The organism is Mesorhizobium sp. WSM4828 (assembly GCF_055811175.1).
Genome location: NZ_JBVVQK010000001.1, coordinates 1 through 14,482, shown reverse-complemented (window position 1 = coordinate 14,482; position 14,482 = coordinate 1). Strand labels below are relative to the sequence as shown.

Annotated in this window: 13 protein-coding genes; 4 read left to right on the top strand and 9 right to left on the bottom strand. The window is 64.0% G+C overall.

The annotated features are described in order from the left end of the window. Positions 1-270 precede the first annotated feature (270 nt). Entirely contained in the window at positions 271-1,833 is a 1,563-nt protein-coding gene (gene guaA, locus AC0L2X_RS00065; protein WP_473561133.1) for a glutamine-hydrolyzing GMP synthase, read from the bottom strand. Between the two features lie 55 nt (positions 1,834-1,888). Next, entirely contained in the window at positions 1,889-2,422 is a 534-nt protein-coding gene (locus AC0L2X_RS00060) for a MarR family winged helix-turn-helix transcriptional regulator (RefSeq protein WP_473561134.1), read from the bottom strand. 71 nt (positions 2,423-2,493) lie between these two features. Here AC0L2X_RS00060 and AC0L2X_RS00055 point away from each other — a divergent pair, with 71 nt between their 5' ends. Beyond that, positions 2,494-2,820 (top strand): hypothetical protein, encoded by a 327-nt coding sequence (locus AC0L2X_RS00055; RefSeq protein ID WP_473561136.1) that lies wholly within the window; start codon positions 2,494-2,496, stop codon positions 2,818-2,820. On the opposite strand, the gene AC0L2X_RS00050 is transcribed toward AC0L2X_RS00055, so the two are convergent. The 3 genes from AC0L2X_RS00050 to AC0L2X_RS00040 all read right to left on the bottom strand — a co-directional run bounded on the left by AC0L2X_RS00050 (position 2,792) and on the right by AC0L2X_RS00040 (position 5,482). Then, positions 2,792-3,454 (bottom strand): 5'-methylthioadenosine/S-adenosylhomocysteine nucleosidase, encoded by a 663-nt coding sequence (locus AC0L2X_RS00050; protein WP_473561138.1) that lies wholly within the window; start codon positions 3,452-3,454, stop codon positions 2,792-2,794. The two genes, AC0L2X_RS00055 and AC0L2X_RS00050, sit on opposite strands and share 29 nt — an antisense overlap. A 154-nt stretch (positions 3,455-3,608) precedes the next feature. Then, entirely contained in the window at positions 3,609-4,067 is a 459-nt protein-coding gene (locus AC0L2X_RS00045) for a PaaI family thioesterase (RefSeq protein WP_473561140.1), read from the bottom strand. 125 nt (positions 4,068-4,192) lie between these two features. Further along, on the bottom strand, positions 4,193-5,482 hold the full coding sequence (locus tag AC0L2X_RS00040) for an RsmB/NOP family class I SAM-dependent RNA methyltransferase (protein WP_473561142.1): 1,290 nt from the start codon (positions 5,480-5,482) through the stop codon (positions 4,193-4,195). Between the two features lie 290 nt (positions 5,483-5,772). On the opposite strand from AC0L2X_RS00040, the gene AC0L2X_RS00035 reads away from it, so the two are divergent. After that, positions 5,773-6,450, top strand: a complete 678-nt coding sequence (locus tag AC0L2X_RS00035; RefSeq protein WP_023677138.1) for an MIP/aquaporin family protein — start codon at positions 5,773-5,775, stop codon at positions 6,448-6,450. 78 nt (positions 6,451-6,528) lie between these two features. On the opposite strand, the gene katG is transcribed toward AC0L2X_RS00035, so the two are convergent. Next, positions 6,529-8,727 (bottom strand): catalase/peroxidase HPI, encoded by a 2,199-nt coding sequence (katG, locus tag AC0L2X_RS00030; protein WP_473599218.1) that lies wholly within the window; start codon positions 8,725-8,727, stop codon positions 6,529-6,531. 148 nt (positions 8,728-8,875) lie between these two features. On the opposite strand from katG, the gene AC0L2X_RS00025 reads away from it, so the two are divergent. Further along, positions 8,876-9,784 (top strand): hydrogen peroxide-inducible genes activator, encoded by a 909-nt coding sequence (locus tag AC0L2X_RS00025; RefSeq protein WP_352488378.1) that lies wholly within the window; start codon positions 8,876-8,878, stop codon positions 9,782-9,784. Between the two features lie 421 nt (positions 9,785-10,205). After that, the gene (locus tag AC0L2X_RS00020) at positions 10,206-11,342 is read left to right on the top strand and encodes a hypothetical protein (RefSeq protein WP_473599217.1); all 1,137 of its coding nucleotides are present in this window, start codon (positions 10,206-10,208) and stop codon (positions 11,340-11,342) included. An 897-nt stretch (positions 11,343-12,239) separates the two neighbouring features. Here the strand turns inward: AC0L2X_RS00020 and AC0L2X_RS00015 are convergent. The 3 genes from AC0L2X_RS00015 to tnpC form a co-directional block, all read right to left on the bottom strand. Next, the gene (locus AC0L2X_RS00015) at positions 12,240-12,842 is read right to left on the bottom strand and encodes a cupin domain-containing protein (protein ID WP_473562322.1); all 603 of its coding nucleotides are present in this window, start codon (positions 12,840-12,842) and stop codon (positions 12,240-12,242) included. A gap of 205 nt (positions 12,843-13,047) precedes the next feature. Then, positions 13,048-13,281, bottom strand: a complete 234-nt coding sequence (locus tag AC0L2X_RS00010) for a hypothetical protein (protein ID WP_473556823.1) — start codon at positions 13,279-13,281, stop codon at positions 13,048-13,050. A gap of 2 nt (positions 13,282-13,283) precedes the next feature. Continuing rightward, positions 13,284-14,482: IS66 family transposase (tnpC, locus tag AC0L2X_RS00005; RefSeq protein WP_473599216.1), on the bottom strand; the 1,199-nt coding region annotated here is incomplete at its 5' end.

Below are 14,482 nucleotides of genomic sequence, written 5' to 3'. Positions count from 1 at the left end.
CGTCGATCTCACGGCCGGCCGCGTGGATCGTCAACTAGACGGAAGAGAATTCCGACGAGATGGCCGCCGCCGATGGGGCCAATCATCAAACCCGTTGGCAACGCGATCAACCGAGGTGGTCTCGTCGTGCCCGTCCGACTCGATCCACCTTTTTGCGCGCCATTCTACGCTGGCGCACTACCGCCTTCCGGAACCGACTTTACATCGTCCTGAAAGTGGGCGCAGACCGGCTTGCGAAAAATTGCCACCGAACGCTGTTGCCGCCGTTTCTCACTCCCACTCGATTGTGCCCGGCGGCTTTGACGTCACGTCATAGACGACGCGGTTGATGCCGCGTACCTCGTTGATGATGCGGGTGGCGGCGGCGCCCAGGAATGCCATGTCGTAATGGTAGAAGTCGGCCGTCATGCCATCGACCGAGGTGACGGCGCGCAGCGCGCAGACGAATTCGTAGGTGCGGCCGTCGCCCATCACGCCGACGGTCTGCACCGGCAGCAGCACGGCGAAGGCCTGCCAGATGGCATCGTAGAGGCCGGCCTTGCGGATTTCGTCGAGATAGATGGCGTCGGCCTCGCGCAGGATCTCCAGCTTTTCGCGGGTAATGCCGCCCGGGCAGCGGATGGCAAGACCGGGACCGGGGAACGGATGCCGGCCGATGAAGCTGTCGGGCAGGCCGAGCTCCTTGCCGAGCGCCCTCACCTCGTCCTTGAACAGTTCGCGCAGCGGCTCGACCAGCTGCATGTTCATGCGTTCGGGCAACCCGCCGACATTGTGGTGCGACTTGATGGTCACGGACGGGCCGCCGCTGAAAGAGACGCTTTCGATGACGTCGGGATAGAGGGTGCCTTGTGCCAGGAAATCGGCGCCGCCGAGCTTCTCGGCCTCCTCCTCGAACACTTCGATGAACAGCCGCCCGATGGTCTTGCGCTTCTTCTCGGGGTCCGACTCGCCCTCGAGCGCGCCGATGAAACGGTCCCAAGCGTCGACCAGGATCAGCGGCAGATTGTAATGCTGGCGAAACATCTCCACCACGCCGGCCGCCTCGTCCTTGCGCATCAGCCCGTGGTCGACAAGGATGCAGGTGAGCTGGTCGCCGACCGCCTCATGGATCAGCAAGGCCGCGACCGAGGAATCGACGCCGCCCGACAGCGCGCAGATCACCTTGCCCTTGCCGACCTGTTTGCGGATCGTCTCGACCGCGTGCTCGCGGTAGGCGCGCATCGTCCAGTCGCCTTCGATGCCGGCGATGTTGTGGACGAAGTTGCGGAGCAGTCTGGCGCCGTCCGGCGTATGCACCACTTCGGGGTGGAACATGAGGCCGTACATCTTGCGTTCGACATTGCCGAAGATGGCGAAGGGCGAGCCCTCCGATTTTCCGAGCACCTCGAACCCCTCCGGCAGGGTGATGACGCGGTCGCCATGGCTCATCCACACCTGGTGGCGCTGGCCGGGCGCCCACAAGCCCTCGAACAGCGGGCTGTCCTTGGCGATCTCGACGAAGGCGCGGCCGAATTCGCGATGATCGGAGCTTTCGGCGATGCCGCCCATCTGCACGCACATCGCCATCTGGCCATAGCAGATGCCGAGCACCGGCACGCCGGCATCGAAGACGATCTGCGGCGCGCGCGGACTGCCGATGTCGCCGGTCGAGGCCGGACCGCCGGACAGGATCACTGCCTTCGGATTGGTGCGCGTGAACGCCGCCTCGGCCGACTGGAAGGGCACGATCTCGGAAAAGACGCCGGCCTCGCGGATGCGGCGGGCGATCAACTGGGTGAACTGGCTGCCGAAATCGACAATCAGAACGGTGTCGGGATGATTGGCTGTTTTCATGGCGAGCGTTTAGAGAAAGAAACGAGTCGGCGCAATGGGTTGTGAGGTCGCGCGGTCACTCCGATTCAGGTGCGTCGTCCTGAACGCCAGAGGCTTTGTCCAATGCATCAGTTTGCGTTCTATCGAGTAACCGCAAGGCGCCTATCAGCGCTGCGAAACGCTCATTACCAAGGCGGGCAACATAGCTTCGTTCGATCTGCAGCTTGATGCGGTCGCCATCGCGGAGGGCGTCCAGGCCCTTGCGCGTGTAACGCACAAGCTTGCCGCGGCCGTCTTGCGGATCCGGCAGACGCTGCAACACACCTTCCGTCTCCAAGCCGTCGAGCAATTGCTGAACCGCCTGCTTTGAGATCGCCGAGCGCTCGATCAGCGCCGACTGGCGCATGCCGCCGCGGGGGATGTGTCCAAGCAGGCCGGCACGCGCTTCGGTGAACCATTGATGGCCGGCAGCGCGCATCGCCGCGGCGAACTCGGTCTGCCAGGCGCGGCTCGCCTGCCACAGCCGCCAACCTATGTGATCCGGCAGCGCTTCAGGTTTTTCGTCAAGTCTCTTGACCAAATTCTTCTCACCCGATACATAGTCAAGCATCTTGACTACTAGTTCACTCTAAGTGGCGATGCTGGTCAAGGCAATCGGCGACTTCAATTCAGGAGGAAATCATGGCAGCACTTCAGAAGGAAACCCTTGCAACGCTCATTCCGGGGATGACCCATGTGTTGGAGCGAAACGGCAAGGAGGCTTACGTCTTTTTTGAAAGCGAGGGTGCCGCGCACATGCTGCTCGACGATGGCGAGGCGCGAAGCGGGCGCTGGCGGATGCTCGATGACGGTTATGTCGCCGACTGGGACACCGGCGCGACCGGACGCTGGACCCTCGATCACGAGCCCGGGTCAGTCACTTACGTCAATCGCGACAACGCCGTTCGCTTCAGGATGATCGGCGTGCTGTTCGGCAACGCTAAGAACCTGCCGCCCCAACAAGCTTGAAGTCGATCGCGCGGGAGGCGATCGCCCGTTCCAGCAGTTGCACCGCCGCGGCCAGCTTCTCATCGATGACGTGCAGGTATTCGGTCCAATCGCCGACATGCCTCAGATCGGCCGCGCCGTCGGAAATGCCGCGCAGGCCGATAAGCGGCACGTCGAACAGCTGGCAGGCACGCAGGCAGGCGAAAGTCTCCATGTCGACCATGTCGGCGGCGACCGCGTCGTAAGCGGCGCCGGTGACTATTGCCGCCCCGGTCGACAGCGTCGCCGGCCTGATACCTGGTATCCTGAACGGCAGCGGCACGCTGACGGGCAGGTCGAGGAACGGCGTGGCGCCCTTCTCGAAGCCCAATGGCGAGGCGTCCATGTCGCGGTAGCCAACTGAAACGGCCTGGTAGATTTCGGTCTGCTCCAGCGTCCGGCTGCCCGCCGACCCGAGCGACACGACGAGATCCGGCAGCGCGTTTTCGGCCGCCCGCCGGGACAGTTCGGCGCTGAGCCCGACACCGGCCTCGACCGGTCCGACGCCGGTCATCAGCGGCGTGAACAGCCGCTGCAGGTGTGGACCGTATTCGGCTTCGGCCGCCATGACGAAGAGAACGGACTTGCCGGACAGGCGAGACACTTTACCGGTCACGACGATCTACTCCTTTTTCTGGCCCTGCCACCGGAGCCGGAAGGTAAGAAGGGCGACGTGCCCTCACCGGTCCCCGGCCCTTCGCTATGGCTCCGGGCGTTCGTCGCTCGAAAAGCTCATTTAGGGGCTTTTCGTCCGCTGCGCGGACCGCTCCTCACCCCTCGATACCGTCGCGGCCGAGCACTGTCATCATCGTCCCGGTCATTGTGGCGATCAGCTTGGCCTCGCCGTCGGTGGCGAACGCATAGGCTTGTCCGTCTGCGACGATGATGGTGCGGCCGGGCTTGGTCACCGAGCCGCGGAACAGGAAGCGCTCGCCCCGGCCGGGCGCCAGCAGATTGACCTTGAACTCGATAGTCAGCACACCGGAATTTTCCGGCATCAGCGAGAATGCCGCATAGCCGCAGGCCGAGTCGAGTGCCGTCGAAATGACGCCGGCATGGAGAAAGCCGTGCTGCTGCGTCAGTGCCGCCGAATAGGGCATTTCGATCTCGATGATGCCGGGCGTCACCAGCGTCAGCTCGGCGCCAATCGTCATCATCGCTTTCTGGCGCGCAAAGGATGTCCTGACGCGGTCTTCATAATCGGGAGCAGGAACGATCTTTGCTGCCATGGCCGTCGACCTTCGTTTCTCGGCAAATCTTATTGCAAAGGCATTTATCGCAGAGGGGTGGGCGGCAGGCAATCGCAAATGCTGCACTGCAGCATTCTGCCCGGCTCTGTGTCCATGGCAAAGGTTCAGCCGGCGCGGCGCAGCGCGCAGAAGTAAAAGCCGTCGGTGCCGCTCAGCAACGGCGACAGCGAAATGCCGCCCGCAGCCCCAATACGCACTGCCGCTTCGTGGCCCGCAAAACGGCTGTCCCAAAGCTGGCGGTGATCGACCGGGACAAAACCGGGATGGCGGTCCCGGAAGGCCGAAACCTGGTCGCCATTTTCCTCGTCGAACACCGAACAGGTGATGTAGACCAGCAGGCCGCCGGGTTTGACGAAGTCCCTGGCGGCATCGAGTATCGTCTCCTGCTCGCCCTTGCGGGCGTCGAGCTGCCTTTGCGTCAGCCGCCATTTGGCATCCGGCCGGCGCCGCCAGGTGCCGCTGCCGGTGCAAGGCGCATCGATCAGGACGATGTCCATATGCTTGCCGAGCGGCGCGAGCTCGGCCGGCTTGGTGACGATCTGCACATTGCGGTTTTCCGAGCGGCGTATGCGGTCGAAGATCGGCGCCAGCCTTGCCTTCTCGGCATCGTGGGCGAAGATCTGGCCGCGATTGTCCATCGCCGCCGACAGCGCCAGCGTCTTGCCGCCGGCGCCGGCGCAAAAGTCGAGCACCTGCATGCCAGGCTCGGCGCCGGCCAGTTCGGCCGCAATCTGGGAACCCTCGTCCTGAACCTCGAACCAGCCTTTCTGGAAGGCCGGCTCGGCCTGTACGTTCGGGTGCCTGCCATCGCCTTCGATCGGCGGGATTCGGATGCCGTGCGGCGCGATCCGGGCGGGCTTGGCGCCGGTCTCCGCCAATTCCGCCAGCACCTTGCCGCGATCGGCCCTCAGCGTGTTGACCCTGAGGTCGAGCGGCGGGCGAGTGCCAAGCGCGGCACCCTCTTCCACCCAGGTCGTGCCGAACGCCCGTTCGAACAGCGGCATGCACCAGTCGGGGATGTCTGCCCTGACAGCCGGCGGCGCATCGGCAAGCCGGCGAGCTGCCAGCGTTGTCAGTTCGTCGGCGGTAAGCAGCGACGGCGCGAACTTGTCGCCCTCGAGCGCCTCGTTCAGCGACTGCGCCGTCTGGCCCCATTCGAGCAGCAGCGCGCCGAAGCCGATGGCGCGCGGCGTGTCTTCGCCGAGCAGCCAGCCGGCCGAGCGCTTGCGGCGCAGCGCGTCATAGACGATGTTGCCGATCGCGGCGCGGTCGCCGCCACCGGCGAAGCGGTGCGACAGGCCCCAGTCCTTCAGCGCATCGGCCACCGGCCGGTGGCGCCGGCCGATGTCGTCAAGCACTTCGATGGCTGCAGCCAGCCGCCCGCCCAGTCTCATTGTCGTCTTCCATTACTCAGCAAACTATTTGCGGCCCTGCTCTATCGCATCGGCCCGACAATCGGAAACCGATTTTCGGAAAGCACGATGCGTGGATTCCAAAGTGGCTAAAGGGTGCTTTGTGCGCGCAAGTGAACGTATGCCGCTCTAAAGCGCGCAACTGACACGCACAAGCACGCCGGCTGGTGCAACTGCTCTGCTTTGCAACTTTTGCGGTTGCGAATACTCTTTGCGCGGTGATTCGCGTCGCAGAAAAAGGCGAAGCCGCGGGTCGATACGAGGAGAGGGCAATGAAAACTTATCTGGCGGAAGTTCTAGGCACGTTTCTATTGGTGTTCATCGGCACGGCTTCGGTGGTGACGGGCGGCTTCGGCGGCGCGCTGCCGCTTGGCCAGGAAGGTATCGGTCTGGCGTTCGGCATCGGCCTCATCGCGGCGGCTTATGCGATCGGCCCGATTTCGGGCGCGCACCTCAATCCGGCGGTGACGCTCGGCGTGTTCCTCGCCGGGCGGATGCCGGCCAGGGATGTCATTCCCTATTGGATCGCACAGGTCATCGGCGCCATCATCGCCTCGCTGGCACTGTGGATCATCGTCTCCGGACAGGTCGGCGGCCACACCGGCGGCTTCGGCGCCAATGGCTGGGACGTGACGAAATGGGGCGTCAGCTCGGCCTTCCTGTGGGAGCTGATCGGCACCTTCACCTTCGTCACGGTCATCCTCGGCGTCACCAACGCCAAGCACACCACGGCCTTCGCCGGCCTCGTCATCGGCCTGACGCTGGCCGGCCTGCACTTCGCCATCATCCCGGTGACCGGCACATCGCTCAACCCGGCCCGTTCGATCGGACCGGCGCTGTTTTCGGGAACTGCGGCGATCGGCCAGCTCTGGCTGTTCATCGTCGCGCCGTTGATCGGCGGCGCCATTGCCGGCGTGGTTGCCAAGGCCGGTATCTTCGAGAAGGACTGACTTTTCGCAAGCCCAACGAAAAAGGCGCGGGTCGAGGCCCGCGCCTTTTTGTTGCGTCGAGAAGTTCGTGTGCCCGGATCAGGCCGCGAGGTCAAAACGGTCGGCGTTCATCACCTTGGCCCAGGCAGCGGCGAAATCCCGGGCGAACTTCTGCCCGGCGTCGGCCGATCCGTAAACCTCGGCAAGCGCACGCAACTGTGCGTGTGAGCCGAAGATGAGGTCCGCGCGGGTGCCGGTCCACTTGACCGCCCTGGTCTTGCGGTCGCGTGCTTCGTAGACTTCATCGGAGCCGGCGGCCGGATCCCACACCGTGTTCATGGAGAGCAGGTTGACGAAGAAATCGTTGGTCAACGTGCCCGGCCTGTCAGTGAACACCCCGTGCTTCGACTGGCCGGTGTTGGTGCCGAGCACCCGCAACCCGCCGACGAGCACCGTCATCTCCGGCGCCGTCAAGGTCAGCAGCTGCGCCCGGTCGACCAGCATCGCTTCGACCGACATCGGCGGCTTGCCCCTGACATAGTTGCGGAAGCCATCGACTTTCGGCTCGAGCGCGGCGAAGGACTCGACATCGGTCTGTTCCTGCGAGGCGTCCATGCGGCCCGGCGTGAAGGGCACCTTGACGTCATGGCCGCCGTCTTTGGCCGCCTTCTCGATCGCGGCGACGCCGCCGAGAACGATGAGGTCGGCAAGCGAGACCTTCTTGCCGCCTGTCTGCGAGGCATTGAAGCCCTTCTGGATGCCTTCGAGCGTCTCGAGCACCTTGGCCAGCTGCGCCGGCTGGTTGACCTCCCAATCCTTCTGCGGCGCCAGCCGAATGCGTGCGCCATTGGCGCCGCCGCGCTTGTCGGAGCCGCGGAAAGTCGAGGCCGAGGCCCAGGCGGTCGAGACCAGTTCGGAAACGGACAGGCCGGAGGCCAGGATCTTCGCCTTCAGCGAGGCGATATCCTGCTCGTTGACCAGTTCGTGGTCGACTGCCGGTATCGGATCCTGCCAGATCAGCTCTTCCTGCGGCACGAGCGGGCCGAGATAGCGGACGGCGGGACCCATGTCGCGATGCGTCAGCTTGAACCAGGCGCGGGCGAAGGCATCGGCGAACTGGTCCGGATTCTGGTGGAAACGCCGCGAAATCTTCTCGTAGGCCGGGTCGACGCGCAGCGCGAGGTCGGTGGTCAGCATCGCCGGCGCGCGGCGCTTGGCCGGGTCGTGCGCGTCCGGCACGGTGCCTGCACCGGCGCCGCCCTTCGGCGTCCACTGATGGGCGCCGGCCGGGCTCTTGGTCAGCTCCCATTCGTAGTTGAACAGATTGTCGAAGAAGTTGTTGCTCCATTTGGTCGGCGTCGTGGTCCAGGTCACCTCGAGGCCCGAGGTGATGGCGTCGCCGGCAATGCCGGTGGCATGCTTGCTCGACCAGCCGAGGCCCTGCGCCTCGATGCCGGCGCCTTCCGGCTCCGCCCCGACCAGCGATGCATCGCCGGCGCCGTGGGTCTTGCCGAAAGTGTGACCGCCGGCGATGAGCGCCACGGTTTCCTCGTCGTTCATGGCCATGCGGGCGAAGGTTTCGCGGATGTCGCGTGCCGAGGCCAATGGATCGGGCGTGCCGTTCGGCCCTTCCGGGTTGACGTAGATCAGCCCCATCTGCACGGCGCCGAGATGGCCGTGAAGTTCGCGGTCGCCGGAATAGCGCTCGTCGGCGAGCCACTTGGTTTCCGATCCCCAGTCGACGTCCTGCTCGGGCTCCCATACATCGGCGCGGCCGCCGGCGAAGCCGAAGGTCTTGAAGCCCATCGATTCCAAGGCGACGTTGCCTGTGAGGATCAACAGGTCGGCCCAGGAGATTTTCCTGCCGTATTTCTGCTTGATCGGCCACAGCAGCCGGCGCGCCTTGTCGAGATTGGCGTTGTCCGGCCAGCTGTTGAGCGGCGCGAAACGCTGCTGGCCGGCGCCGGCGCCACCACGGCCGTCACCGATGCGATAGGTGCCGGCGCTGTGCCAGGCCATGCGGATGAAGAGCGGGCCGTAATGGCCGAAATCGGCCGGCCACCAATCCTGCGAATCGGTCATCACCTGGTGCAGATCCCTGATCACCGCATCGAGATCGAGGCTCTTGAATTCCTTGGCGTAGTCGAAGTCCTCGTCCATCGGGTCCGAGAGGCTGGACTGCTGGTGGAGGACGCCAAGATCAAGCTGGTTCGGCCACCAGTCACGGTTGCTCCTCCTGGCCGATCCATGTGGGACCGGGCATTTGCCGGCGCTGTTGTCGTCGGTTTTCGCGTCCATCTTTGCCTCCGATTTTGTTGATTTTCCGGGATTTTGTTGATTTTCCGGGCAGGGCCAGCGGCCGCGCCATTCTGGAATGATTCCAGACTAGCCTGCCCAGCCGATAAAGACAAATTGCCTTTGCTGTTTATTCTGATAGGTTTTCCTTATGATCGGTTTGACCGTCCGGCAGATGCATTATTTCGAAGCGCTGGCGCAGACGCTGCATTTCGGCCGCGCGGCAAAACTCGCCGGCGTCAGCCAGCCGGCGCTTTCTTCGCAGATCGCCGAGATGGAGCTGCGGCTTAATTGCCGGCTGTTCGAGCGCGGCGGCAAGGCGGTGCGCATGACCGACGAGGCGCAGGCCCTGCTGCCGCGCATCGAGCGCATTCTTGCCGATATCAGCGACGTCGAGGCCACCGCCCGGCGCGGCCGCCCGGCGCTGGAAGGCCGCTTCCGGCTCGGCATCATCCCGACGGTGGCGCCTTACCTGCTGCCGCATGTGCTGCCGGAGCTGAAACGGCATTTCCCGGCCTTGCAGCTGGAGTTGCGCGAGGCGGTGACCGCTTCGCTGGTCGAGGACACCAGCTCGGGAAAGCTCGACGCCTTCGTCGCGGCGCTGCCGCTCGACTATCCCGGCCTGGTTACCGAGGAACTTTTCTCCGACCGGTTCTTCCTGGCCGTGCCTGCCGGCGATCCCGCCTTCGCCTCGCCGCCGGTGCCGCCGGAAAGCCCGGCGCTGGAGCGGCTGATGCTGCTGGAGGAAGGCCACTGCCTGCGCGAACAGGCGCTCGCCGTCTGCGGCAGCGTGCGGCCGGTGGCCATGGCAAGCTACGGCGCGACCAGCCTGACGACGCTCTTACAGATGGTGGCGCACGGGCTCGGCGTCACGCTCATCCCGGAAATGGCGGCCGGGCCGGCCAGCACCATCCCCGACTTGAAGATCGTGCCGTTCCAGGAACCAATGCCGCAACGCACGATCTGCCTGGCCTGGCGGCGCAACAAGGTCCGTCACGACGAATGCGTCGAGCTGGCCAAGATCATTCGCGGGCTGGATGCAGCGGTACTGGCTGGGTGAGGTACGCTGTACCATCTAGCGGAAGTTTGGTGTTGACCCGAAGTCGACCTTCGCAGACCTGAATGGCTGCTTTGCGCCGCATCACAGCCGTTCCGTAGGGAAGATGGTCATCCCGAAAGCCGAAAGTTCCGTTTGTTCGAATGATGACAACTAAGGAAATAGGAAACAGCCTTTGCGCGCAATTCCGTGCTTTGGCGTTGCCGAGGGTGCTTCACTAGCATTGATCTTTGATGCGGCATCCACGTTGCCGCGGCGTGCAGTAAGTGGAGAATACAATAGCGGTGAGGGCCGCGATCGGTGAGGTTCAGTGATGAATCATGCGCAGAGTACCAGGTCAAAATCCCTCCGCTGTGACTTCACCTTTATTAAACGACGGCCCTTGATTTTACTTCACGAGATACGCGGCAGGGGGTGTACCGCCATGCCGTCCCTCATTCCGTTATGCCTCGTTCTGCTGTTGGCATTTCCGGCAAATGGTCAGTTGGCGCCCGAAGCGCCAGCGGTTGCCACAGCTAACGACAGCTCGTCGGTCGTGGTTTCCGAACACACCGAGGTCGGCAAAGAACCGGGCAAGTCACAACCGAGCGCGCTCGGATCCCATACATCTAGAGAGCTGGTGCTCAGCGAAACACAGGCACTCAAGGAGGGCGCGCAAACGCCGCTCGGCGAGCATGAGGAGGCTTTACGCCGCGAATTGGCCGCAGCACGAGCGGAGCTAGAGGTTATGCAGCGCGGCGTCCGTGAGCTAAGCGCCCAGGCACACCTACTGGCAGAGACGGTGGCTCAGCAAGCACAAGCCCTGAAAGAGCAGCAGCGAACAGAGGAAGCGCTCGGGCTCGATCTGGAGACGGCGCAGCGCGTTATCGAAAGCTACAGGGCCGAAGCCAGTCTCTGGAACAGCGAGGAGGCTGCCGCGCCTGGAGCGCACCCCTCTATGGACGCCTCCCAGCTTGCTGCGAAGCGAACGCTTGATGACGAGCGGCACAAGGTCGAGCTCTTGGAGCAAGAACTTACCACGGCTCGCCAAACTATCGATGCTCTTAAGGCAGGCGCAAAGCTGGCAGCCGTCGAGCAGGCCAACGCCATAAGGGACCGACAGGTGGCCGAGGCCGCTCTAAAGCAGGCTCGAGAAACACTCGAGCTGGGACGCGAACGAGCAGATTCAGCAGTGCGTGACCTCGATATTGTTCGCCAGGAACGCGATGCTTTAAAGCAGAACTCGGCAGAATTGAGTGCGGCGCTCGAGCAAGAGCGTGAAAGGGCTGTCGGTCTAGCCCGCAGCCTCAGTGCCGCGCGTGAGGCAATTGATATCGTCAAGGGTAAGCGTCGCACTGCGGCTGTGGAGCGCTCGCCGAAAGCGCGTACCCCCGCGAGTGCACTTGCAAGTAGGTTATCGCGTTCGGACGCCCAACCAGCCCGTAAACCGGGCTTGCCGAAAAAACAGAAAATGAAGGTCCAAAAGCCGCCGCAAACCGTTCTGCTCGCAACCATACCTCTTCCCGCAGCATTGCTTCCAACACGGCCATCAAAAAGCTCGAGCCGCGCCAGTGAAGACTAGGGAGCGAAATGGATGCCGCAGGGAGACGACAATGAAGAAGTATGTCGCAGCCGCGTTGACGATCGGGATCACAATTGGGCCTGCCTCGGCTCTTGAAGCAGGGGTGGGTGGTAGGGAGGGCGGTGTCGGGGTCGGTGCTGGAGTGAGCGCCGGTTCGCAAGGCGTATCTGTGGGGGCGGGCACGAGCGTCGACGGCGTAGGCGGGGCAAATGTTGGAGCTTCGGTCGGTGCGGATGACGGATCAGTCGACGCAGGCGTTGGTGCCAGCGGCAACGTTGGTGACACAAGCACAAGTACCAGTGTGGGCGACGATCCGTCCGCCGAAAACGAAGCGGCAACCGCACCCGACAGTTCGACTGCAGCGACGGCCCCTGCCCCTGCCAAGACCGCCCGGCAATCCATCGTCCTGCCACCCGTCCTCAGGCCTTCCAAAGCCGGTGACGGCGACTCCACCAACGGGTATCCCTTTCGATCTCCGGGACCACTGACAGCGAAACCAGGTACGCCGGTTGCGGTCGTGCGAGCCTGCCGCACGGCGATCGTGGCCGCTGCGACGCCACTTGGCGCCGTCAATGTCCACGCGGTAAGCGCAGGCGCATTGCATCAAGGTCGGGGTGGACTCACGGCGCCGATCGAGGTGCGAATAGACTACGCTGGAAAAGGTGGCATCGAAGTCCGGCAGGCGCAAGTCAGTTGTCGCCTCAATGCGTCGGGCAGGGTCACTGCAATAGTATAGCACCAAGCCTGATCGCCAGCGCTGCGCACGCCGACAGCGGCACGATCCGCTTCGCCATCTATCTACAAAGCGGCCTTCTTAGTCGGGGGCGCAGTAGATGTTGGTCAAAGGTTCGGTTTGAGCCCTGAAGCCAACCCGCAGCCCCTTCGAAAAGAACGGCTTCAGTCGCTTTTCCAGGCTGCGAGCAACGGGCCTTTGGCTCCGTAGACAGGGTCCTTGCGCGGACGGCCGACCCTGGGGATCGTCACCACCGCCTTGGCATGATCGGCGGCAGTCGTACACAGGTCATAGGTGCCGGATGGAGGATAGGCGCCGACGACCAGAAAGTCGTCGGACGCGGAAAGACGCTGGTGCCCGGTGCCGGCCGGAAGCACCGCGACGTCGCCGGCCTTCAGCGACAGCGTTCGTCCCTTGTTGCCGCCAAACCGGACTTTCGCCGTGCCGCGCGCCACGCCAAGCACCTCGTGGATGCGCGAATGGTAGTGGACGTAGTCGTAGATGCCGTCGCGCCAGCTATCGGCCCAGCCATTGGCGTCAAAAAGCGTCTCCATGACCGCCGCCGGATCGAATTCCTCTGGCAGCTTCACGGCGCCGCGAAAGACGACAAGCGGCCAGGACGGATGGTTGGGCACGAGGCCATCATCGCTGAAGCGAAACTCGTTCGGTTTGCGCGGCCTGACGAGATCGGGAACCTCGCGCTTGCCCGGCCTGGCGATGCCGGTGACCTGCTCGACGGCTTTCTTCGTGGTTTGCAGGATGCTCATGGGTGTGGCCCTTGGGTTGGTGGTGAGCTTCATGCGGAGTTAACCGGCTGCGTGGCGGGTCGGTTCCGGTGGGCGCGGAGATTTGCGATCTGTGCGGTCGCCATGGTGGCGCTCGATAAACCCGGCCTAGACTGTACCCATCCGGTGAAGACCGCAGACGTGCGTATTTGGTGGCCATGAGGACCTGAGCACCGGTGTGCTGGGGTCAAGCTTTCGATGGGGAGACGCGATGATATTCTTGGAGGAGGAGTTTGACCTCCTCGATGCCTTCATCGGTGAAGGCCAAGATCCCGTCGTCATCGTTGGCGCCGTACACCCAGATGACGCCGTCCTCGGGCTCCAGCCCGAGGGTCAGTTCGTGGACGAGCGCTTCGCTGACGCCGAGGTCCCTGGCGACACGTTCGACGGTGTAGACGTGATGCACCTTATTGCGCTGCATGATCAGGCCGCCGCTGGTTGGGTCTGCAGTTTTGCGGATCTCCAATTCCACGGCAGCAGATCATCGATCCGATGGGCCGGATAGGCGGCCAGTCGGGCGAGGACGTCGGCGAGCCAGGCCTGCGGGTCGATATCGTTCATATTGGCGCTGACGATCAGGCTGTAGAGAACGGCAGCGCGCTGTCCGCCGCGATCGGAACCGCAGAACAGCCAGGACTTTCTTCCGAGAGCGATGCCGCGCAGGGCTCGCTCGGCTGCATTGTTGGATAGGCAGATCCGCCCATCGTCGAGGAACCGGGTGAAGGATGACCAGCGGCGCAGCATGTAGTTGAACGCCTTGGTCAGGTCGTGTCCGCGCGAGAGCTTGTCGCGTGTCTCGATCATCCAGCACTCGAGCTCGGTGACCAGCGGCGCGCTCCGCTCCTGGCGCACGGCGTGGCGTTGGGCCGGCAACAGGCCGTTGATCGCGCGCTCGATATCGAACAGGGCATCGATGCGCTTCACGGCTTCGACCGCCAGCGGATAGACCAGGTTGGGCTTCTCGCCGTGCGCCTTCTTGCGCGCCGCCGCTTCGACATCGGCCAGCTCAAACACTTTGCGCCGGCTGTGGGCCCAGCAGCTGGCCTCCAGAACAGGGGCCGGCTGACGACCCGTCGCATAGAGATCGCCGTAACCACCAAAGGCATCGGCTTGCAGAATGCCGCTCCAGCCGGCGAGATGCGCCGCGGGATGTTCGCCTCGGCGATCGCGGGAATAGTAGAACACTGCCGCCGGCGGGTCGGCGCCGCCGAACGGTCGGTCATCGCGCACATAGGTCCATAATCGGCCAGTATCGGTCTTGCCCTTGGCCAGGACCGGCACCGTCGTGTCGTCGCCGTGCAGACGTGAAGCGGCCAGCACATGGGCTTCGAGCCGCTTGAACAGCGGCATCAGCGCCGCGGCGCCGGCGCCGACCTGGTCGGCGAGCGTCGACAGGCTGAGCGGCACGCCTTCGCGGGCATAGCGTTCGGCCTGGCGGTTGAGCGGCTGATGCTGGCCGAACTTCTCGAACAGGATCATCGCCAGCAGGCCGGGACCGGCCCAGCCGCGCGGGGTGGCGTGGAAGGGCGCCGGAGCCTGGCTGATCGTCTCGCAGTCGCGGCAGGTGAACTTCTCCCGCACGTGCTGGATCACCTTCCATTGCCGCGGCACCACCTCCAGCG

Coding starts and splice junctions, on each gene's coding strand:
- guaA (WP_473561133.1), bottom strand. CDS start 1,833: ATGAAAACAGCCAATCATCCCGACACCGTTCTGATTGTCGATTTCGGC.
- AC0L2X_RS00060 (WP_473561134.1), bottom strand. CDS start 2,422: ATGCTTGACTATGTATCGGGTGAGAAGAATTTGGTCAAGAGACTTGAC.
- AC0L2X_RS00055 (WP_473561136.1), top strand. CDS start 2,494: ATGGCAGCACTTCAGAAGGAAACCCTTGCAACGCTCATTCCGGGGATG.
- AC0L2X_RS00045 (WP_473561140.1), bottom strand. CDS start 4,067: ATGGCAGCAAAGATCGTTCCTGCTCCCGATTATGAAGACCGCGTCAGG.
- AC0L2X_RS00040 (WP_473561142.1), bottom strand. CDS start 5,482: ATGAGACTGGGCGGGCGGCTGGCTGCAGCCATCGAAGTGCTTGACGAC.
- AC0L2X_RS00035 (WP_023677138.1), top strand. CDS start 5,773: ATGAAAACTTATCTGGCGGAAGTTCTAGGCACGTTTCTATTGGTGTTC.
- katG (WP_473599218.1), bottom strand. CDS start 8,727: ATGGACGCGAAAACCGACGACAACAGCGCCGGCAAATGCCCGGTCCCA.
- AC0L2X_RS00025 (WP_352488378.1), top strand. CDS start 8,876: ATGATCGGTTTGACCGTCCGGCAGATGCATTATTTCGAAGCGCTGGCG.
- AC0L2X_RS00020 (WP_473599217.1), top strand. CDS start 10,206: ATGCCGTCCCTCATTCCGTTATGCCTCGTTCTGCTGTTGGCATTTCCG.
- AC0L2X_RS00015 (WP_473562322.1), bottom strand. CDS start 12,842: ATGAGCATCCTGCAAACCACGAAGAAAGCCGTCGAGCAGGTCACCGGC.
- AC0L2X_RS00010 (WP_473556823.1), bottom strand. CDS start 13,281: ATGCAGCGCAATAAGGTGCATCACGTCTACACCGTCGAACGTGTCGCC.